Annotated in this window: 16 protein-coding genes and 2 pseudogenes; 1 reads left to right on the top strand and 17 read right to left on the bottom strand. The window is 29.9% G+C overall.

The window, feature by feature from the left end; all coding sequences use genetic code 11:
- Positions 1-208: 208 nt before the first annotated feature.
- The 12 genes and pseudogenes from WJW32_RS04720 to dnaE (WJW32_RS04665) form a co-directional block, all read right to left on the bottom strand.
- Positions 209-1,789, bottom strand: coding sequence for a sodium-dependent transporter (locus tag WJW32_RS04720; protein WP_340255736.1), 1,581 nt, complete (start codon positions 1,787-1,789; stop codon positions 209-211).
- Positions 1,790-2,002: 213 nt separating this feature from the next.
- The gene (locus WJW32_RS04715) at positions 2,003-2,707 is read right to left on the bottom strand and encodes a methyl-accepting chemotaxis protein (RefSeq protein WP_340255733.1); all 705 of its coding nucleotides are present in this window, start codon (positions 2,705-2,707) and stop codon (positions 2,003-2,005) included.
- A gap of 101 nt (positions 2,708-2,808) precedes the next feature.
- Positions 2,809-3,732: a HAMP domain-containing protein gene (locus tag WJW32_RS04710; RefSeq protein WP_340255730.1), complete on the bottom strand. Its 924-nt coding sequence runs from the start codon at positions 3,730-3,732 to the stop codon at positions 2,809-2,811.
- A gap of 10 nt (positions 3,733-3,742) precedes the next feature.
- On the bottom strand, positions 3,743-3,949 hold the full coding sequence (locus WJW32_RS04705; protein ID WP_340255727.1) for a hypothetical protein: 207 nt from the start codon (positions 3,947-3,949) through the stop codon (positions 3,743-3,745).
- A 90-nt stretch (positions 3,950-4,039) separates the two neighbouring features.
- Entirely contained in the window at positions 4,040-4,627 is a 588-nt protein-coding gene (locus tag WJW32_RS04700; protein WP_340255724.1) for a TetR/AcrR family transcriptional regulator, read from the bottom strand.
- 165 nt (positions 4,628-4,792) lie between these two features.
- On the bottom strand, positions 4,793-6,550 hold the full coding sequence (gene pyk / locus WJW32_RS04695; RefSeq protein ID WP_340255721.1) for a pyruvate kinase: 1,758 nt from the start codon (positions 6,548-6,550) through the stop codon (positions 4,793-4,795).
- A gap of 207 nt (positions 6,551-6,757) precedes the next feature.
- The gene (gene pfkA / locus WJW32_RS04690; protein WP_340255718.1) at positions 6,758-7,717 is read right to left on the bottom strand and encodes a 6-phosphofructokinase; all 960 of its coding nucleotides are present in this window, start codon (positions 7,715-7,717) and stop codon (positions 6,758-6,760) included.
- 285 nt (positions 7,718-8,002) lie between these two features.
- Positions 8,003-9,499 (bottom strand): helix-hairpin-helix domain-containing protein, encoded by a 1,497-nt coding sequence (locus WJW32_RS04685; RefSeq protein WP_340255715.1) that lies wholly within the window; start codon positions 9,497-9,499, stop codon positions 8,003-8,005.
- A 112-nt stretch (positions 9,500-9,611) separates the two neighbouring features.
- Positions 9,612-11,477, bottom strand: a complete 1,866-nt coding sequence (ltrA, locus tag WJW32_RS04680) for a group II intron reverse transcriptase/maturase (protein ID WP_340255712.1) — start codon at positions 11,475-11,477, stop codon at positions 9,612-9,614.
- 775 nt (positions 11,478-12,252) lie between these two features.
- Positions 12,253-12,612 (bottom strand): annotated as a pseudogene (gene dnaE, locus WJW32_RS04675) (DNA polymerase III subunit alpha); the annotation flags it as partial.
- A gap of 142 nt (positions 12,613-12,754) precedes the next feature.
- A complete protein-coding gene (gene ltrA / locus WJW32_RS04670; protein ID WP_340255709.1) occupies positions 12,755-14,626 on the bottom strand; it encodes a group II intron reverse transcriptase/maturase in 1,872 nt (623 codons plus the stop codon).
- Positions 14,627-15,326: 700 nt separating this feature from the next.
- Positions 15,327-16,985, bottom strand: a pseudogene (gene dnaE / locus WJW32_RS04665) (DNA polymerase III subunit alpha); the annotation flags it as partial.
- A 1,074-nt stretch (positions 16,986-18,059) separates the two neighbouring features.
- Here dnaE (WJW32_RS04665) and WJW32_RS04660 point away from each other — a divergent pair.
- Positions 18,060-18,578 carry a GNAT family N-acetyltransferase gene (locus tag WJW32_RS04660; protein ID WP_340255703.1) on the top strand — a complete coding sequence of 173 codons (519 nt, stop codon included), beginning with the start codon at positions 18,060-18,062 and terminating at the stop codon, positions 18,576-18,578.
- A gap of 503 nt (positions 18,579-19,081) precedes the next feature.
- Here WJW32_RS04660 and WJW32_RS04655 read toward each other — a convergent pair.
- The 5 genes from WJW32_RS04655 to rapZ form a co-directional block, all read right to left on the bottom strand.
- Positions 19,082-19,348 carry an HPr family phosphocarrier protein gene (locus WJW32_RS04655; RefSeq protein WP_340255700.1) on the bottom strand — a complete coding sequence of 89 codons (267 nt, stop codon included), beginning with the start codon at positions 19,346-19,348 and terminating at the stop codon, positions 19,082-19,084.
- Complete coding sequence (whiA, locus tag WJW32_RS04650; RefSeq protein WP_340255697.1) at positions 19,345-20,301, bottom strand: DNA-binding protein WhiA; 957 nt, start codon at positions 20,299-20,301, stop codon at positions 19,345-19,347. Before whiA ends, WJW32_RS04655 begins: the two co-directional genes overlap by 4 nt.
- Positions 20,302-20,332: 31 nt before the next feature.
- Positions 20,333-20,755 (bottom strand): NUDIX hydrolase, encoded by a 423-nt coding sequence (locus WJW32_RS04645; RefSeq protein WP_340255694.1) that lies wholly within the window; start codon positions 20,753-20,755, stop codon positions 20,333-20,335.
- Positions 20,756-20,821: 66 nt separating this feature from the next.
- Entirely contained in the window at positions 20,822-21,946 is a 1,125-nt protein-coding gene (locus tag WJW32_RS04640) for a gluconeogenesis factor YvcK family protein (protein ID WP_340255691.1), read from the bottom strand.
- Between the two features lie 12 nt (positions 21,947-21,958).
- Positions 21,959-22,816: an RNase adapter RapZ gene (gene rapZ, locus WJW32_RS04635; RefSeq protein WP_340255688.1), complete on the bottom strand. Its 858-nt coding sequence runs from the start codon at positions 22,814-22,816 to the stop codon at positions 21,959-21,961.
- Positions 22,817-22,821: the final 5 nt, after the last annotated feature.

Raw genomic sequence — 22,821 nt, 5'->3', positions numbered from 1 at the left:
AATATTTTAATTTATTGTATCATATTTTTCTAATAATTGAAATAACTAACTTGATATTATATTTTAAAACCCCACCTTATCGGTGGGGTTATATATCTAATTTTTCTTTAATAGAGGTTTTAGTGTAACTGCTATACAAACAAGTATAACTGTCCATATTGTAATCATAAAAACAAGCGCTGTACCAGTCATAATTAATCCCTCCTAATTATATACGTATAGAAACTTTATTTTCAGAAAGTTCTTTACCATATTTACGCTTAATAGATCTATAAGATTGCATAAATCCTACAATTAACACTACAATTATAACTACTCTAGCTCCATTAACCCAAGGCACTAGTACTGGAGTATTCTCAACAAATGATGGAACCATTCTAAAGTATCCAGCCTTTATATAATCAATTGTAGAGAATATTAATATTACAAATGTAGTTATAGGAGTTAATGTTTGATGGAATAATTTGAAGAACCACTTAGGTATTTTCCAAATTCCACCTTTATTCATCTCAACTAAAGCTTTTTCTCCCATTAACCATGCACAAGCTATAACCTCAACTGCTGCAAGAACAATTAATAAATATGAACCTATCCAGTTATCTATTTCTGTTAAGTATGCAAGGTCAGCAGTTTTTGTCATTATACTTTCAAGTCCTACAGGAAGACCTAATATAATATATGCTACGAATATATACCATGCACCCTTACTTCTAGCTATACCCATATCTTCTTCAAGTAAGGCAACTAAGTAGTTGTACATTGCTATTGCTGAAGTAAATCCTGCGAAGAATAATAAGAAGAACCATAAAGCTCCTACAAACTGTCCTCCACCCATAGTTCTAAATACGTTAGGAAGTGCTATAAATGCAAGACCAACACCTTGACCCATTCCATCAGGTCCCATGAATGCATAAGCTATAGGAATAACAGCTGTTCCTCCAAGTATAACCTCTGCAAACTCATTAAGTGAAACTGTTGCAAGTGATGAAACTATAATATCATCATCAGGCTTTAAGTAAGATGCATAATTTGATATAATACCCATACCAACTGATAATGTAAAGAATACCTGACCTGCTGCTGCAACTATTGACTTCCATGTAAATGTTGAAAAATCAGGATTCCAAATAAAGTTAAGACCCTTCATAGATGACCAATCAGGGTTAACTGGACTTCCCATAGTTAAAGATCTTATAGCAAGAACGATACCAAATGTATAAAGAACCGGCATCATAAGCTTAGCCCAAGTCTCTATACCTTTTTGAACTCCACGCATAACTGCGAACCCAAGTCCTGCTAAAGCTATTACCCAGAATGTAAATACCATAGATGGATTTTGAATATAATTTACAAATACCTCTCCTGTTGAAACGCTCATATCCGTATATCCACCAGTCAATGATAAGAATCCATATCCAAGTGACCAACCTATAATATGATTGTAATACGAGTTAACAAGAAGTGTTACTGCAAAAGCAAATGATCCTGCCACCGCTCCTATTATAGCTGCATTTCTAGGTTTTGTTCCTTCTCTAGCTTGTAAATAAACCATTGGTCCAAGTGTACCATGACCATACTTTCCACCATAACGACCTAAGTTCCACTCAAGAAGCATTACAGGTATACCAAGTACGATAATTGCAATAAAATAAGGAATCATGAATGCTCCACCGCCGTTACTAGCAGCTTGATATGGGAATCTCCAGAAGTTTCCTAGTCCAATAGCATTACCTGCCATGGCTAGTATAAGACCAATCTTGGACCCCCAGTTTTCTCTTGAATTTGACATTTAGCTGTTCCCTCCTTTAATCATTTTAATTGTTTCTAATATAGTATGCATATTCTAGATATTTTATACACATCCTAAATGTATTTAATAATTATTATACTATTTGAAAAAATATAAATCAATTAATTTTTCAAAGTTTTCTGAATTTATTTTTTAACAAAGAAAACCCTAGATCGAATACAATCTAGGGAATATCTTCAATTATTGTGGATTTTATATTCTAAATTTACTTATCTCTTGGTTCAATTTTGCTGATAATTCTTGTAAATAATGTGATGCATTAGCTACCTTTTCTATATCATCTGCTTGTTGATCAATAGATGAACTTACCTCTTGAGCTCCTGCCGAAGCATTTTCTGATATATCAGATATTCTTTGTATAGTGTCAACTATATTTAGTCTATCCTCATTTAAGCATTCAACATCTTGGCCTATAAACCTTATTTTTTCTATTATTTCATCTGTAGATGCTTTTATTGAATTAAACGAATTATTTACATATTCTACAGTACTCGATTGTTTCAAATTACTTTGTTCAAGCATATTTATTATATTGACAGTATTATTGCTATCTATCTGTATGTAATCTAATATATTCTTTATATCATCAGCTGCATTATTCGAACTTTCTGCAAGCTTTCTTATTTCATCTGCAACCACTGCAAATCCTCTACCTGCTTCACCTGCTCTTGCAGCTTCAATAGATGCATTCAGAGCTAACAAATTAGTTTGATCAGCTATAGCTGTTATAGTATCTAATATAGTAGATATATTTTTAGCTTTTTTGTTAAGTTCAAGTACAGCATCTTGAGCCTGTGATGTATTTTTATTATTTAATTTGGTGCTAACACTTAGTTCGTCTATAACCTTTGAACTATTTAAATTAGCATTTTCTACATTCTCTATACTTTTTAGCATATCCTGTGTATTGGTTAAAAGTACTTTAAGCTTATTGGATAAACTATTAGTTAAATTCGCTCCTTTTTCAGCCTCAGTAGCTTGTTTTATAGACCCACTGGCTATTTCATTAACAGTAAAAGATATAGCTTCTGAGACGACATATTGACTTTTTCACATACACTTTGTGTATTTTTTATCAATTTTGAAACATTGTCCAGCATATCATTTAATCCTTCTCCTATTTTAGCTATTTCATCATTGTTTTTTATCTCACACCTAGTACTAAAATCACCATTTTTCATATTTTCAATAGTATATAAACAATCATTTATAGGTTTTGTAATTTTTTTTAAAAATTTATACGATATAAATAAAGCAACCAATATAGATATAATTCCAACCATTGATATATTTTCAAGTAATACCTTATTATTATTTTTTATCTCATCTTTGTATACTGTAAGTATAATACTCCAATCAAGTCCTTTTATAGATCTATAAATTATTATTTCGTTATCTAAATCTAATATATCATCTTTGTTGTTTTTAATCCCATCGATCAATATCTTGTCTGTTAATTTAGTACCTCTTATAGACTGTTTCTTATCTGTTATAATATTTAATTCTTTATCTACCAATGTAGCTTTTCCTTTTTTTCCTACTTTCAATACATTTATTTTATTAGACAGTGTATCTATAGACATATCAACGCCTAAAATACCTACAAACTCATTTTTATTCATAAGATTGTATACAGGTATGCTCATAGTCATTATCATTTTTCCTGTATTTTTATCCTTATATGGATTACTCCAAAAAATATTATCCTTATCAATAGCATTTTTATACCACATATCCTGAGTAGCATCATATTCTTTGTCAAACTTATTTTCAGGATACGAAACCGTTTTCCTATTTTCCATAACTATATATATATTATCTACACTCATATGAGCATTTTTAAAACTTTCAAACGTTTTTATAACTGTTGATTCTACAGAATTATCCTCTGCTAATCTCTGTATATTAGGATCCCTAGACATTTGAACTAAATTAAATTGATTTTCCTCTATTATAGTTAAAATGTTTTCCTCTTATCTGCTTCGATAATTGTTTAGACGTATCTTTTAATGTATCTTCTAGTATACAATTCGCTTTATAATATGTAGTTATACCTAAAATACCTATAGATATACTTATAAGTAAAATAAATACAATTGTCAGTTTATACATTATTTTGTTTTTTATATTGACTTCCATAAATAATACATCCCCTATACCACTATACTTTTTATACCATTTTATCATACATTAACCTAAAACCTTTCTTATTTTGTTATGAGAAAGGTTTTATTTTAATGCATTCCTTATTCCATTAAAATAAATTATACACAATGGCTTTATTTTTTCCATATTAAAATCATTGTCATATATAATCATAGTAAGAATTCCTCTTAATATTAATTCATATGAATAAATTATATTTTTCATTTCTTCTTCATCAAATTTTTCATTCTTATGTTTTTCTTTAAAATTAATATAAATATGCTGATAAATTTTATCTTTAACTAAGTTAAATTCAGATTTAAACTCTTTTTCTAAACTATATGGCGGAAAATACATAACTATATTCCAAAATTTCGCTAATATTTTATTCTTATTAAAATAATTAGCAAATTTATATATAATTAGATATAAACTTTCATCTAATTCGGATTCTTTTATATCATCCAATATAGATTCTATATATTTTTTTAAATTTTTAGTTTCATCTTCTAATATACAAAAGAAAATATCTTCTTTGCTCTCAAAGTGACTGTATATAGAAGGTTTTTTTATTCCCACTCTTTCTGCTATTAAAGATAGGGTTGTATCTGAATATCCTCTTTGTGATATCAGTTCTAGAGCTGATTGTTTTATTTTCTTTGCTGTCATCATACGATCCCCCATTAATAATTACACCTGTATTATTTAATATATTTATCGTCACAATTATATTATTTTTTATATAATCTTTATAAAATCATCAATTTTGAATATGGTAATTTATGTTGAGGGATAATTTAAAACAAAAAAAAGCAAGCATAAGCTTGCTTTTTCATTTTATAAAACTCTTGTATTTCCTTTGTATATTATTCCACTAGCAGTATCTACAGTAATTATTTCTCCGTCTTTTACAAGACTCATTATATCTTTTGCTGAAACTACTACAGCTTTTTCTAAGTTAAGCCCTACTATAGCTGCATGACTTGTAATTCCACCTTCTTGTGCGATTATAGCAGATGATTTTTCAATATAATTGTTCATATCAGCATCAGTTAAAGTAGTAACTATTATATCTCCTTCATCAAAGTTATCTTTTATATCAGAAACATTATTTACTAAACGAACTTTTCCACTTACAACTTTTCTTCCAATACCTATACCCTTAGTTATTATTTCACTAACAACATGAACCTTTATTAAGTTAGTTGTTCCAACTACTCCAACAGGTACTCCCGCAGTTATAACCACTAATTCACCATTTTTAATATATCCTGCTTCAAGAGCTGTTTCAATAGAGTTATCTATAACTTCATCAGTTGAAGTTGCCGCTTGAGTTAATACTGGATATACTCCCCAGCTAAGTGCAAGTCTTCTCATAGATTTTTCACAGTTAGTAGCTGCAACTATAGGAGCTTGTGGTCTAAATTTAGATACCATTCTAGCTGTATGTCCTGAAGATGTTGATGTTACTATTGCAGAAGCTTTTAAATCAATAGCTGTTGTACAAGTCGCATGACTGATTGCATTTGTAACATTTACTTGATTTAATTTCTTTGATTTTAATATATTGTTATAATCAAGAGATTCTTCTGTTCTTTTAGCTATTAATGCCATTGTTCTAACCGCTTCAACAGGATATTTACCCGCAGCAGTTTCTCCTGAAAGCATTATAGCATCTGTTCCATCATAAATAGCATTTGCAACGTCTGTAACCTCTGCTCTTGTAGGTCTTGGATTTCTCATCATAGAGTCAAGCATTTGAGTTGCTGTAATAACAGGCTTTCCAAGTTCATTACATTTTCTAATCATCATTTTTTGAGCTATTGGTATTTCTTGAGTTGGTATTTCAACACCTAAATCACCTCTAGCTACCATTATACCATCAGAAATTTCAAGAATTTCATCTATATTGTCTACCCCTTCTTGATTTTCAATCTTTGATATAATTTGAATATCTGCTGCATTATTAGCTTCAAGTATTTCTTTTATAGCTATAACATCTGCTGCCTTTCTAACAAAAGATGCTGCTATAAAATCGATCCCTTGCTTTATACCAAATTCTATATCACTTCTATCTTTTTGAGTTATAGCTGGAAGATTAATCTTTACTCCTGGTACATTTACACCTTTATTATTCTTTACAATACCTGCATTTTCAACTATACAAACTATTTCTTCACCTTTTATCTCTTGTACCTTAAGTCCTACAAGACCGTCATCTATTAATATAGTGTCTCCAGCTACTACATCATTTATAAGTTCTTTGTAGCTTACTGTACACATTTCTTTTGTTCCAAGAATCTCCTTCATAGTGATAGTGAAAGTTTGACCTTCTTCAAGTAAAACTTCAGGATCTTCAAACTTACCAGTTCTTATTTCAGGTCCTTTTGTATCAAGAAGTATTGCTACTGGCTTATTTAATTCTTCTCTTAATTCTTTGATCGTATCTATTCTTTTTCCGTGTTCTTCATGATCTCCGTGAGAGAAGTTAAGTCTACATACATTTAAACCATTATTCACAAGTTCTTTTAAAACCTCTTTTTTTTCACTCGCAGGTCCTATTGTACAAACAATTTTAGTCTTTTTTTCTAACATTATTCATCCTCCTCAAATAATTTTAACTTTATCCGAAAGCTAAAAGTTCTAAAACTTTATCCTGTTCAGGCTAAAGCTAAGAACTTAAGAACTTAAGAACTTCTGGATTAGCTTACCCCAAAGGGCACTTATGCAACTAAAAATTCAATTAAAGCAAAAACTTTATCTGAATTAAGTTTGGCTTTATATTTAAACTAAAATTACAATCTATATAGATAATACATCTACTAACTTATATATATCTTTATTAAGCTTTCTTTCTATAGCTAAAGCTTCATGTATATCCATATCTATTATAGAATTATTCTTTATACCTACCACCCTTGAAGATTTTCCATTTATTAATAATTCAACTGCTTTCGCACCCATTTGACTAGCTATTATTCTATCAAATGCACTAGGACTTCCTCCTCTTTGAATATGTCCAAGTATTGTAGCTCTCGATTCTATACCAGTTTTCTCCTTTATTCTTTCAGCTAAATCTTGAGATCCTCCTACACCTTCTGCAAGCATAATTATACTATGAGCTTTTCCTCTATTCTTACTTTGAATTAATTTTTTACATATATCATCTTCATTATAATTAGCTTCTGGGATTATTATATTCTCAGCTCCACCTGCAAGTCCTGCATAAAGGGCTATGTCTCCACAATGTCTTCCCATAACTTCTATTATGCTCAATCTTTCATGAGAAGATGTAGTATCTCTTATTTTACTTATCGCATCTATAACTGTGTTAAGAGCTGTATCAAATCCTATAGTATAGTCTGTATAAGCTAAATCATTGTCTATTGTTCCAGGAATACCTATTGCAGGGAATCCCATTTCACTTAGTTTTTGAGCTCCTTGAAAAGATCCATCTCCTCCTATTACGACAAGTCCATCTATACCAAATATTCTAAGTACATTAAGTGCTTTTTGTCTTCCTTCTTCTTCTATGAATTCTAGACATCTCGCAGATTTTAGTATAGTTCCTCCTCTATGTATTATATCTCCAACAGAAGATAAATCCATTTCAAATAAATCTCCATCTATTAGTCCTCTATATCCTCTGTTAACTCCATAAACCTTACATCCATTATATATACCAGAACGTGCAACCGCTCTCACAGCAGCGTTCATTCCCGGAGCATCTCCTCCACTAGTCAATACAGCTATTTTTTTCATTTTTTGTACCTCCTATTATCAAGGGACATCTTTTGTCCCTATGTATTCTTTTCCATCCCACCACATTTAAAAAAATATTATTTCTATTCTATGTGTAAAAATTTGCTTCATGCTATCGCATAATTTATATAGTCAACGAGTTCCGATGGAATTCATTGCTTAAAACAATTGATATTTTAGCTCACTTTTAAATTTCATACCTAAATTGAAAATATTATGATTTACTTAAAGATAAAATATAAAAACTATATTTTATCTCTAACTATCATATATTATAACATAATTTTAAATATTTTTTGAACTTATATTTTTGATTTTAATATTCTGAACACCAAAAAATTCTTGTAATTCATTTATTAACTCTTCATTCAAGTCAACCATGCAATTTTTTTCTGCTTTAAATGCTTTTTTAGATTTTTGGCAGTATAAACAAACTAATGAATTTCCTTTATGCTTATTTAATATTTTTTTCAATTTATATAACTGTTCATTATCTTCTATATCGTTCAATTTAACCCATAACTCTCTATCATCAATTTTTGTTATTTCTTCAAATTTATTAGCTATAATTTTTGCATTTTCTCCTTCTTTTATACTCATATTTCCCTTTATATATATAATTTTATCTTCCATTATAATATCTGAGTATTTTTGAAGGATTCTTGGAAATACGATTACCTCTATACTCCCATCTAAATCTTCTACTTCTATAAATGCCATTATATCGTTTCTCTTAGTAGTTTTTATAGTTTTGCTTATTATTATACCACCTATAATAACATCTTTATTATCCATTTTTAAGAATTTTTCATAATCTTCTTCTTCGTTTTTTGAAAGAATAAAATTATTCATATTAGTATTTAATTTAAGTTCTCTTTCATATTGTGATAATGGATGTCCACTTATATACATGCCTAAAACTTCCTTTTCTAATAAAAGTCTCTCTTTTTCTTTAAATTCAGATACATTAGGAAGTATATATATATTATTTTCTTCTTGTTTATCACCCATTTCAAACAAAGATATCTGTCCTTGAATATTTTTTTTCTTATCATTTGTTATACTCTCTATTATTTTTTCATAACCAGCCATGAGCTGAGCTCTATTAGGACTTATACTGTCAAAAGCTCCACATTTTATAAGTGATTCTATAACTCTTTTATTTAAATCCTTTGAATTAACGGTTTTGCAAAATTCAACAAAATCCTCAAATTCACCGCTTATTTCTCTTTGTGCTACTATATCCCTTATAGCATTAGCTCCTACATTTTTTATAGCTTCAAGTCCAAATCTTATATTTTTTTCTTCAACTGAAAATTTTCCAAAGCTTTTTTTTATGTCTGGTTTTAAAACCTGTATACCAAGCGAGTTACATTCTCTTATATACTCCACAACCTTATTTGTATTGCCCATTACACTAGTTATAAGAGCTGCCATAAATTCTACAGGATAATGTGCTTTTAAATATGCAGTTTGATATCCTAAAACTCCATATGCAGCTGCATGTGACTTGTTAAATGCGTACTTGGCAAAATCTATCATATCATCGTATATTTGGTTTGCTATTTCTTCACTTACTCCATTTCTAACGCAACCGTCTATTTCGATATCTCCATTATCATCAAGTTTACCATGTATAAAGTATTGCCTTTCTTGCTCCATTACATCCATTTTCTTTTTACCCATGGCACGTCTAACTAAATCACTTCGACCATAAGAATATCCAGCTAAATCTCTAACAACCCTCAATAGTGATAGGTAAGGTTTTGATGTAATCTCCACCTTTTCCCCCACTTCACACCGTACGTGAGAGTTTCCTACTCATACGGCGTTCCATCGAAACACAAATAATATAATAATTAACATTAAGTATAAATCAAGATTTTCTTATTTCTTATGCAACATCAATTTCCTTTAAATTACAGAGTTTTCTGTAGTTGTTAATTTTCTTAATATGGGTTTCATTAAGCCCAAGTTCCTTAATATATTTATCAATTATATTCTTATTTACAGAATGTATTAATTGATGTATTCTACTTTCTACAATTACAAGATTTTGATAACTGTCGTCACCACCCAAATGTTTTGGTACTTTATGATGACAATGAAAATAAAACGTTTTAAGGATTCTTTTTGTTACTGCACATTGTCCGTTTTGTGCTGAAAATAAGGAAATTCTGTTATCGTTATATTCAACTGTACCAGACTTAGCGAAGAATCTCATCATATCTGCAATTCTACTTGAAATTGTAAGTTTGAGATACTCATGTATTCTCTCTCTTCCTATTTCTGTGTAGTCACAAGTTTCTTGTTTAAATTGCATTGGAGCTCTTGTTTTAATGTATGCAATAGGTATTACTGCATAATCGCAATAATATTTTACGGCTTTACTATTCCCATAGTATTTTTCAATAACTCTGTTCTTTTTACCAGTTGTTGTTGCTAAAGGTTTGAGTCTGTTTTTCATATATTTTAGAACATTATATTCTATAGTATGAAAACTTTTACAAACATGAGAAGCACTGTCATAGTAATTATGATATCCAAATATCATTTGATTTAGTTTTGCTAAATCACCTCGTGGATTACTTGAGTGTTGAATGGCTTTAATTTGTCTTTTGATTTTGTTTGTAAGATTTTTAACGGCTTTATCTGATACATAGCTTTTAACTGTGTATTTTATTTTATCATTGCCGTTATAGCGTTTTATTCCATTCCTATGAACTTTCATTTTAAATCCAAGGAATTCTGAAAAATTATTTTTAAGATTTACAATTTTGGATTTTTCTTGGTTAATTTCAAGATTTAATCTGCTTTTTAACCAATCCATAACTGCTATTTTAATCTTATACGCTGTATTATAATCTCTACAAAAGATTTTAAAGTCATCTGCATATCTTACTATGTGCATTTCTTTAAGATTCGTTCCTTTGAGTGCTCTATTATGTGTTAATTGGTGTTGGTATTTGTGTCTTGTTTTTATTCCTGCAAATTGAGAATCTACCCACCAGTCAAGTTCATTAAGAACTATATTCGAGAGTAAAGGACTTAGGATTCCACCTTGAGGTGTTCCTTTATCCTGTATACCTTCACCGACTACTTCACATTTTAGCATTTTCGACAGTATGCTTATTAGCCTTTTATCTCTAATACCTAAACTATAAATTTGTTTTAGTAGTTTACTGTGATTGACGTTATCAAAGAACCCTTTTAAATCAATATCTACAACATAATGTAGGTCAGCTCTTTGCATTAAATGATAACATCTTGCTATCGCATGTTTAGCACTTCTGTTTGGTCTGAATCCAAAGCTATAATCATAAAACTTAGCTTCACATATTGGTTCCATCACTTGTCTGATACATTGTTGAATAATTCTATCTTCAATTGTGGGTATACCTAAAGGTCTCATTTTACCATTATGTTTTGGAATGAATATTCTTTTAACAGCTTGGGGATTATAGTTATCAAGTCTCTTCCTGATATATTTTACTATATCCTCTTCACTCCATAGTTTTATATCTTTGATAGTATTCGAGTTACTTCCTTTAGTTGTACTACCCCTATTTGATTTTATTGTTCTATATGCTAAAAGTATATTTTCTTCACTAATGATTATTTCATACAGTTTATAGAAGTTTTCGTTTCTTTTGGATTTGTCATATAGAAAATCAAATGTGTTTTGCATACTATAATATTCATTGTATCTAAGTGAACTCTTTTTCTTTTTCTTTTCTTGATTTTGTCTTATCAAAGTCATACCCCATCAAATTAGATTTAACAGTGCATTCTCTTAGTCATACTCGAACCTTTGAAATTATCGTATTTTGATAATAATGTTATATTTTATTATTTGCAATTTCCGACTAAAGCCCATCCCTCCACGATTTATTATCATCGTTTCGTCGGTACTATGGCTTCACTATCACTTAGATTAAGATAAGTTATAGATTTAATAATCCTTTCCTTATCAACATTTCTTAGGAATTGAATTTCCTCCATGTTCTAAGCTTTCCACGTTCCTATAATTTTAGCTTTTTCATATATCCTTAGGTGCTTCCTTTAAGCCCGTCAGCTTGATAGTGCCTGTAACACTATAAGGTCTTTCATAAAGCAAACTCTTACTCAACCTCACTGACTCCTCAAACGAGGGTATAGCATTTCTACTATTTAGAACTCAGGACCCGTACATTCGGAAGTTCGTCAGTATTTATAAATACATTCTCACCATAGATATTTTATAGCCTCTCGGTCTATAGGTTATGTCACATACCTCTATGTGATTTTCCTCAGCTCCACTAAGTGTCACATCACTAACTGTCTCAGCCATAGCTTCTCTGTTAGGATAACTCTCAACCTGCCTTACCCAGCTTCATACAACCGAATATTCAACTTCTTATGCATGTGGGGACTATTAGAGAGAGCATTTCAGGGCGTTACTCCTTCATTCTACTCTTCAAATTATAAGTTCAAATTGAAATCTTCAATTTGCCGTCTCCTCGATATTTCTATCTTTTGACGGAACGTGTCGCACTTACCTGCTCTTGATATACAAGACATCCATAAGTTACATCAAGTATAGGCTCTAATTTTTCATGAAGGTATTTTACTTGATCTGGGTTATTTTTGTTCTTTATATAAGTTGGTATAGAATCCATAGGTCCTGGTCTATAAAGAGATATTCCAGCTACTATATCCTCAAAATTATTAGGTTTTAAATCCTTCATAAATTGTCTCATTCCAGCACTTTCCAACTGGAATATTCCAAGCGTATTACCCGAACTTAAAAGTTCATACACCTTTTCATCATCGTATTCCATTTTAGAAAAATCTATTTCTACATTATGATTTTTTTGTATAAGTTCAAGAGCATCTCTTATTACAGTAAGAGTTCTAAATAGCGATAGGTAGGTTTCTTCATCAGCATTACCTGTTATGATTACTCCCTTTCCCCCGCTTCACACCGTACGTGATAGTTTCCCATCATACGGCGTTCCATCGTTTCCTTCTTGAATACTAATTAGTTGATATTACTACCTATTTATTTTTCCAAGTTTTAACCTCTAACCACTCTCTGACAGTAGCTTCTTCAAGTTTATAATTGTTAGCTTTTATTCTAAGGTTGTTTAAGTTCGTTAATACTCTTTTAATGGTATTTTTTGAATCCTTTATCTTGTGAATGTATTTCTTTATCGTATCTTCATTTGTTGCATGTATTAGCATATGGATGTCCTTATGGACAATTCTTAGATTATCATATTTATCATCTCCACCCATTTCTCGTGGAATAACATGATGACAGTGTATATTTTCTAATTCTAATTCAATTTTAGTGACTTCACATTTCATATTTGTCATAGATGCACGTGAAATTCGATTATCATTGAATTCCACTGTTTCGTTTATATTAAATCTTTTTGCCATTTCAATCGCTAATACATGTGTCTTTGATTTCAATGCTTTGTTAGAGTATTCTCTCCCTTTCATTGTGTAATCACAAATGGTTTGTTTAAAGTTCATTGTTGATTTGTGCTTCACATAATGAATTGGATAAATGTATTTCCCAAACATCAGCCATGTTTTACTTTTAGAATTACCGTAAAACTTTTTGTAAATTGAATCTGTCATATTAATGTTTGGCACTTCCTGTTTACCATATTTGTTAAAAGAGTTGAACATATATCTTAATAACTTCCAATTTATCTTTTTGAAGTCTAAGCTAACATATGTTGCGATGTTGTAATATTCGTGAATACCTAATGTCATGCTGTTTAACTCTGCAACATACTTTATATTTTGTGTTTCCTTAATCTTTTTAATTTTATCCCTATAGACTTGCAAAATTTTATTAAATCTTTTGTCCGCTATTCTTGATTGAGCAACATAGCCATGCTTACTTTTGGGTCTTTGTATTACCTTGACCTTGATGCCTAGAAAGTCTGAATAATTTTTTTTAAGGTTTACTATCTTGGACTTTTCTTTACTGATTTTAAGTTTTAGTCTTTTACCTAGCCATTCTTCAACTGCAATAAATATTTTCTTTGCAACAGTGTAACTTCTACAAACAATTTTAAAGTCGTCTGCGTATCTTACTAAAAAGAATTCTTTTAGTTTAGATTTTTTCATTGCATTATATTTATTTAGTTGAGTGTATTCATGGTGTGTTGGATGTGTTTCCCATTGAGAGCTAATCCACCAATCTAATTCGTTTAACACAATATTAGAAAGTAACGGTGATAATATTCCTCCTTGAGGTGTACCTTTATTTGGAATACCCTCGCCCTGTATAGGTGCTTTAAGCATTAATTTAATGATTTTGAGTAATTTAAAATCTTTAATACCTAATGCAATCATTTGTTTTATAAGTTTGTTATGGCTGACATTATCGAAAAATCCTTTAATGTCTATGTCTACAACATAATGTAGACCAGCTTGATTGACTAAACTATTAAGTCTTGCTATGGCATGTTTAGTGCTTCTATTAGGTCTAAAACCATAACTATGTGGATGAAACTTTGCTTCACATATTGGTTCTAGCACTTGTTTAATACATTGTTGCACTAATCTATCAATCATAGATGGAATGCCTAACGGTCTATTGTCACCATTCTCTTTAGGTATGAATACTCGTCTAATTGTATCTGGCTTAAAATTATTTAACTTGTTTTTAACGAGTGAAATATATTCATCTAAAGATTCTTTCTTAAAATCTTGAATGGTTATACCGTCAGTTCCAGCGGTTTTACTGCCTGTATTAGATTTGATAACTCTGAAAGCTAATCTAATGTTGTTATCATTCGCAATAGTGTCCATAAGGTTTTTAAATTCAACTTGGTTTGATGAATCGTTATATAATCCATCAAATATTTCTTGCATTTGGTAGTATTGATTGTATCTGTATATATTCATTTCGCTGGGCAACCTCCTTGTATAAAACTAGAGGTGGTTGTTTCCCTGTCATACTCGAAAAGCGAAATAGTTTATCAATTAATTAATATCTCATAAAACGACTAGAGCCTATCCCTTCACCATTTATTATCATGGTTTCATTGGTACTGTGACTCCACTCTCACTAGTGTTAAATAACTTATAGATAAATTATCTTTTCGTTACACTTGCCCCTCATATAAGGTTTAAATAGCAATCACTAGCTTTCTACGTTCCGTAACTCCTAGTATTGATAAGACTTAGGTTTCTTCTTTAACCCTGCTTGCATTATACTCTCGTTGTCGAGTATCAGGAATTTTGCTTAGGACATGACTACTTTTCCCTATCAAGCATACCGCATCGGTACTATATAACCATCTCAGGTTATACAACTTCCTCAAGAGCCTTACATTCGAAGATTCGTCAGTGGTGTTGAACCACATTCTAACCATATCCTATCACCGCCCGCCTACTCTGTACCTCGGTTGAATTCCCTTGGTATTCGACGACTTCACCCAGCTTCACACACCATATTTTATATGAAACATAATGCATGTGGGATATTAGCGTGGTGTTTCGAGCAAACCTGACTGCTCTCATTCCAACCATCAGAATTACAGTTTTCTAATAAGTTATCCTCGATTACCATTTCTGATAACCTTTCAAACTAACGTATCGCACGACCTAGAAAATCCATTTTTAAAAGGCCTAACTCTTCAAGTGTAGTCATAGTGTATTGAGTTGTAACACCATTTTCATGCATATATAAAGGAACATAATTATCTACAGGATCCTTAGATATAACAACCCCTGCCGCATGAGTTGATGCATGTCTTGGCATACCTTCAAGATCTCTTGATGTATCTATTATCTCCTTAACTATCCTATCCTCTTCATACATACTCTTAAGGTTTTTATTCTGTTCTAAGGCCTTACTTATAGTCATACCAAGTGCAAATGGAATTTCTTTTGCTATTTTATCAACTTGAGCATAACTAACATCTAAAACTCTTCCGACATCTCTTATAGCAGCCTTGGCTCCCATTGTTCCAAATGTTATTATCTGTGCTACATGATCATCTCCGTACTTTCTTTTAACATAATCTATTACTTCTTCTCTTCTTTCATAGCAGAAATCAATGTCAATATCTGGCATTGAAACCCTTTCAGGATTCAAAAATCTTTCAAATATAAGATCATACTTCATAGGGTCTATATCAGTTATCTTAAGAGTATACGCAACTATTGATCCAGCAGCACTTCCTCTTCCTGGACCTACCATTATATTGTTCTCTTTTGAAAAGTTTATAAAATCCCAAACTATCAAAAAGTATTCTACATATCCCATATTATTTATTACATCTAGCTCATAATTTAATCTATCTATCATTTCCTGTGATGGATTCTCAAACCTTTCATACAATCCATCCGTACATAATTTTCTTAAATAATCACTTTTTGTAAATTCACTTGGTACATCATACTCAGGTAAATGAATTTGATTAAAATCAAATTCTACATTACACATTTCAGCTATTTTGACGGTGTTATCAAGAGCGCTAGGTGCATATGAAAATAATTCATACATCTCTTCCTTTGACTTTAAATAAAACTCCTGTGTTTCAAACTTCATTCTTTTCTCATCTTGAAAAGTCTTTCCAGTTTGAATACAAAGCAATATATCATGAGTTTTTGAATCTTCTTTATTAACATAGTGAACATCATTAGTAGCAACAAGAGGTATACCCGTTTCTTTTGACAATTTCAAAAGACTCAAATTAACCTCTTTTTGTTCCCTTATACCATGATTTTGAAGCTCAAGATAAAAATTATCCTGTCCAAACATCTCATTTAAATTAAGAGCTAACTCCTTTGCCTTTTCATAATTTCTCTTCATAAGATGTTGCTGTATATCGCCTCCAAGGCAAGCTGATAAAGCTATTATTCCTTCACTATGTTTTTTTAGCTCTTCATAATCAACCCTTGGCTTATAATAAAAACCTTCAACATAAGCCTTTGAAACAAGCTTTATAAGATTTTTATATCCTTTCATGTTCTTTGCAAGAAGAACTAAATGTCCTTGGTATTTATCGAAATTAGGATCTTTATCTTTTAAGGATCTAGGAGCTGTATATACCTCACATCCTACAATAGGCTTTATTCCCTCTTTCTTAGCCTTTTTATAAAAATCTATCACCCCAAACATACATCCATGATCAGTAATAGCAACATACTTCATATCAAGCTCTTTAGCTCTTTTAATAAGCTTATCTATTCGAGCAAATCCATCAAGTAAACTATACTGTGTATGCACATGAAGATGAGCAAAATCTTTTACCACACAATCACCTCCATTTTAAGATTATTATTTTATAATGAGTAGAAAATTATATACCTATTCAAATTCTAAATAGGTATAATTTCCGTTACGAATTTCAAAAAAATCTACATTAAAATTTTTACAAATGAAGACTTTTTTATTTTATCATGAATGTATATTTTTTTAAAATAGGATAAAAATTTTTTGTTCTAATGCTTCTCTAAATTACATACTATATTTTAGCAAGGAAGGATAATTAAAAGGAAATAAAGTAAGGATAAAAATCGAAAAAGATTTTAATTATGACTATCCCATTGACTTCAGTAATCGCTAGTGTTATGGCACATAATAAGAGATAACATTCGGGTTATCAAAACTATATATGAAAATACCGCGAATGCAACGATATTTTGAATACAACTAAGCTTTTATCTTATTAATAAGCCTAAAATTTACGAACTCCCTACGGTCAGACACGCAAATTTCTTAACGGATTATTAAACACTAAAAACTAAGTTATATTAATCAAAATATCTAAAAGCATTCACTAACATTTTCATATCTAGTTTTAATAGTAAGTATTTTATTATAAAGTCGAACCCTGCCCCACTATTTTTATTATAGGCTCTGTTAGACAATAATGTTGATATAGCTATATAAATTAGAAAAGATATTATAATAATATATATCAAAACATTATGAATTATATAGCTTGGTATAAATGGCTTTCATACTCTAATTATGATAAGGAAATAATTAGAACTACAAATATGCTAATACATATTTGTAGACACTAAGATTAATAATTACAAGGGAAGGGTGGCTACATTTGTTTAACATCAATTATAATAAAGAACTATTACTTAAGTTTTAGTGCAACCTATTTACATTTAATTGCATATATAATACAATTTATACCAAAGGATAGACATATTATATTTTTATCCTTTTATAAAAAATTGTAACAGGAGTTGGTTTTATGAAAAGTATTATAAATGGAAATAAGGTGGTTTATTACTTAAGTTAAATTTACAAGTATTAATCCACCTTTATTTCTAAAAGTTAATTTTTTTATATTGAAAGGTGGAAAATAAAATGAATTTAAAAAATATACACACAAATAGATTAACATTAATACCTATAACATTGGAAATAACCAAATCTTTAATAAATGGAAGTAGTAAAGAGATTGAGAATATTGGACTTAAATGCGATAAAAAATGGCCTACAGAAGATACAATGGATATTTTGCCTATTATACATGATTCATTAGAAAAGAGTAAAATACCAACTGGATTTGAAACTTGGATGATAGTAGACAAAAACAATAAGAAAATAATTGGGGATATAGGTTTTCACGGAAAGCCTAATGAAAATGGCGAAGTTGAAATTGGATTTGGATTAGTAGAATATGAAAGAGGAAAAGGTTTCGGTTCTGAATCTTTAAATACTATTATGGATTGGTTAAACTTTCAAGAAAGTGTTAAAGTTATTAAGGCTGAATGTTTGATTAGTAACAAGCCTTCTGCTCGAATATTAGAAAAGGCTGGATTGAAAGAAGTTAATAGAGATAATGAATTAATTTACTGGGAATTTATTAAATCAGTATGTTAATAATTTGATATAATAAAATTTTTAAGTATACGAACAGATAGGTAATCCGAAAACGGATTACCTATTTTTTAAATTGCATAAATTAACAATTTAGTCTAACAGAGCCTCTTATCATAAAAAGCAAAAATAATACCACATTCTTATAAAAGGAATTTATTTAAATAAATTCCTTTCAGTTAATTGCTTTTATTTCTTATTTCCTTTTATGAAGTAATTTAATTGTTGAATCTATTTAAGGTTTAAAAACTACGCTTAAAAATAAGACTCATTAAAATATTAGAAAATGATTTAAATATATTTGTATAAAACTTGTATTACATCGTTTGAATATACGTTAAGAAAGTTCGTTGTCTGACCAAAGGGAGTTTAGAACTTTTAGTATATTCAATAAGATGGAATGCTTAGTTTTATTAAATATATTTAACACATTATCGGTATTTTAGTAAGCCTTATTTTGCTCTTAGGATCAAAAATAAAAATCCCCTTAAAATAAAGGGGATTTTTTATAGATTCTTCAATTTTTTATTAAAAAACTCTTCAATAACCTTAATAGCCTCATCCTCATCAGACCCATCTATAATAATAGTCACCTTATCACCAGATGATGCTCCTAGTGTTAACACTCCCATTATAGATTTACCATTTACTTTTTTATTTCCTTTTTCAATAGATATTTCTGATTTAAATTTACTAGCGGTTTGAACGAATAAAGCTGCTGGTCTTGCATGAAGCCCTACTTTATTAAAAATTCCAAACTCTTTTTTTATCATATTCCCCTACCCTCTCCTTTTAAATCCTCCGCTATTTTTTCTAATTTTCTAAGTCTATGGTTCACCCCAGACTTTCCAATTGGAGGATCTAGAATTTCACCTAATTCTTTCAAACTCAAATCTTGATACTCTATTCTCATGCAAGCTATCTCTTTTAAACTCTTAGGTAATGATTCAAGTCCAATTGTATTTTTTATATATTCAATATTATGTATCTGCCTTATAGCTGCATTTACAGTTTTACTTAGATTTGCTGTTTCACAATTAACAATCCTATTTACATCATTTCTCATCTGCTTTACTATTCTAACATTCTCTAAATCGAGAAGTGCACTATGAGCTCCCATTATATTTAGTAAGTCTGATATTTGCTCACTTTCTTTTAAATAAATAACATAATTATTTTTCCTAATAACTATTTTACTGTTAAATCCAAGTGAATTTATTAAATTACTAAGAGATATGCTGTACTGTTCTTTATTAGTTACAAATTCTAAATGATACGTTTTTTCTGGATCACTAACTGATCCTCCTCCTAAAAACGCACCTCTTATATACGATTTTTTAAGCTCATTATCCTCCATTATATCGCTAGATATATTATTATTTATAATAAGGTTGTTACCCTCATTTAGTATATCTAACTCCTTTAATAAAGTGCTTGCTCCCATCTCACTAGTTATACTAAGTATATAACTATTGTTTTTTTTCAAATTTCTATTTTTCTTTACCATTATTTGAGTGTGAATATTAAAGTTTGATTTCAAAAGTTTAAATACCTTCCTAGCTATTGCCGCATTTTCCGTAGCTATTTCAAGATTTAACTTTTGAAATCCCTTTAATTTAATAGTTCCACTCATTCTTATTATTCCTGAAAGTTCTGCTATATTACATTTTTGCTTTGAAGAACTAACTCTTACTAGTTCATTCTTAGTTTTACTTGAAAACGACATTTTCCTCACCTATACCATTTTTAAAAATTGTTTAGACTAAATATAATTTTTTTATTTCATCAAGTGCAACCTTAATTATTTCTTTTTCATCATCATACTTTGCAAGATCTACAACCCTATTAATGTGTATAAATTTAGCATCTACAAAGCCTTCTTCTCTTTGAGGAATAGTATTCATAGTTTTTGCTTTCATTAGATACCAAAAAACAGTTTTGTGAACAGTCTTATTTTCATCCCAGTTTTCTTTAAAAGTATAATGAATCTCTCCTAAGTATTTAATAATTTCTCCTTTTACACCTGATTCTTCAAGTACTTCTCTCAACGCCGCTTCATCTTTTTCTTCATTCTTTTCTACTTTCCCCTTTGGAAGTACCCAATCTCCGTTATACTTTCTTAAGAGAAGTATTGCATTTCCAAATAATACTACGCCACCAGCACTAATCTCTTCTCTCATATTCCTCACTCCTTAAAAAAAGCATAATAATAAAAAATTCTACATAAAAGCTTCAAATCCTCTATATTAGGAGTTAAATTTATTAATAAAATTTTTAATTAACCAACTACAACCACACTTATTAGTCAACCCGACTATAATGCTACCCATCTTTTCAGAGTTGTGTCTTATATACTTTTTTCTAACCTCAACAAGATTAGTTTGTATAACCGAAATATTCATAGAGTTTAATTGTTTTATTTGATTTTTATCTATTAATACTTGTTTTGATCCATCATTTTCATACTTTATCAAATCATCTTTATTTATTCTTTCATTATTAACTATGACTAAATCTATTATGCCATACTTAGTATGTTTAAGTATAGCATTAACATGATCACATACATCGTAATCATCCGTTTCACCGGGTTGAGTCATTATATTTGGTATATAGACTTTAAGTGCATCACTTTTGTCTATCTTTTCTGTAACACCATCTACTATTAAATTAGGTATTATACTAGTATATAAACTACCTGGACCCATTACAATTATATCGGCACCCTCTATAGCATCTAAGACTCCTTGTAATGGCTTAGGCTTGTTAGGCTCTAGATATATCCTGTCTATCTTTGTATCTTGAATTTTAACTTCCTCAGGTATTGCCGATTCCCCTCTTACAATATTTCCATTTTTAAGTTTAGCTACAAGGTTTATGTCCTCTATTGTTACAGGATATACTTTTCCTGTTAAAGCGAATATATCTGATATTTTAGACACTGCTCGTTCTAAATTTCCATATATTCCATTCATAGCAGCTAAAAATAGATTTCCAAGGCTTTGACCTTCTAACTTTCCTTCTTCAAATCTATACTGCATTATTTTTTCCATTGTAGGCTCCATATTTGCAAGAGCCAATATACAGTTTCTTATATCTCCAGGAGGTAACATTCCAAGGTCTTCTCTTAATACTCCAGATCCTCCTCCATCGTCTGCAACAGTAACTACAGCAGTTATATTATTCGTAAACTTTTTAAGACCCCTAAGAAATATAGATTGACCAGTTCCTCCTCCTATAACAACTACCTTAGGACCTCTCTTAGCTTTATCTACAAATTTTCTTTTTTTTATAGTTTCATAGTTTAAATAAGCTGATAACAATAAGCAAATTATACCTACAAATACTAGCCACACCCCTAAATTATGCATAGTATCCTCCAATTATCTCAATGTATGATCTCTATGTTTTTTAAGCACACTGTAGTTTTTTTCTTTAAGAAAATCATACAACAAATTAGATATTGTTACAGATCTATGTCTACCACCAGTACAGCCTATAGCTATAACCAAATGATTTTTGCCTTCTTTAATATATTGAGGTATTAAAAAATTTATCATATCTATTAGTTTTTCAAAAAACTGTATGCTTATATCAGATTTCATAACATATTCTCTAACAACTTCTTCTTCACCAGTTTTTTCTCTAAGTTCTTCTATATAGTATGGATTTGGCAAAAATCTAACATCAAATACTAAGTCTGCATCCATTGGAATTCCGTGTTTGAATCCAAATGAAGTTACAGATATTATTAAATTTGAACTTGCATCCCCACTTGTATAAGATTTATTTATTTCTTCTTTTAAATCCCTTGGTTTCATATTACTAGTATTTATTATATTATTTGATCTTTCTTTTAGTTCTTTTAAAATCTCTCTTTCTTTTTTTATACCCTCTACTATATCTGTATTAGATGATAGAGGATGGTTTCTTCTTGTCATCTTATATCTTTTTACAAGAGTATTATCACTACAATCTAAAAATAGTATTTCATATTCATATCCAAATTTTCTAAGCATTTCAAGACTTTCATTTAAATCATTAAAAAAACTTCTTCCTCTTATGTCTATCCCAAGGGCTATTTTTTCAATAGCTCCCTTTGATTGATAGCATATCTCTGCAAATTTTGATATAAGAGTAGGCGGTAAATTATCTACACAATAAAATCCTATATCTTCTAAAGCCTTCATAGCTTCACTTTTTCCTGCCCCCGATAGACCTGTTACTATTATAAATTTCAATTATT

Source organism: Tepidibacter sp. Z1-5, from assembly GCF_037844525.1.
Lineage (GTDB): Bacteria > Bacillota > Clostridia > Peptostreptococcales > Peptostreptococcaceae > Tepidibacter_A.
This window is presented reverse-complemented; position numbering and strand designations above follow the sequence as displayed.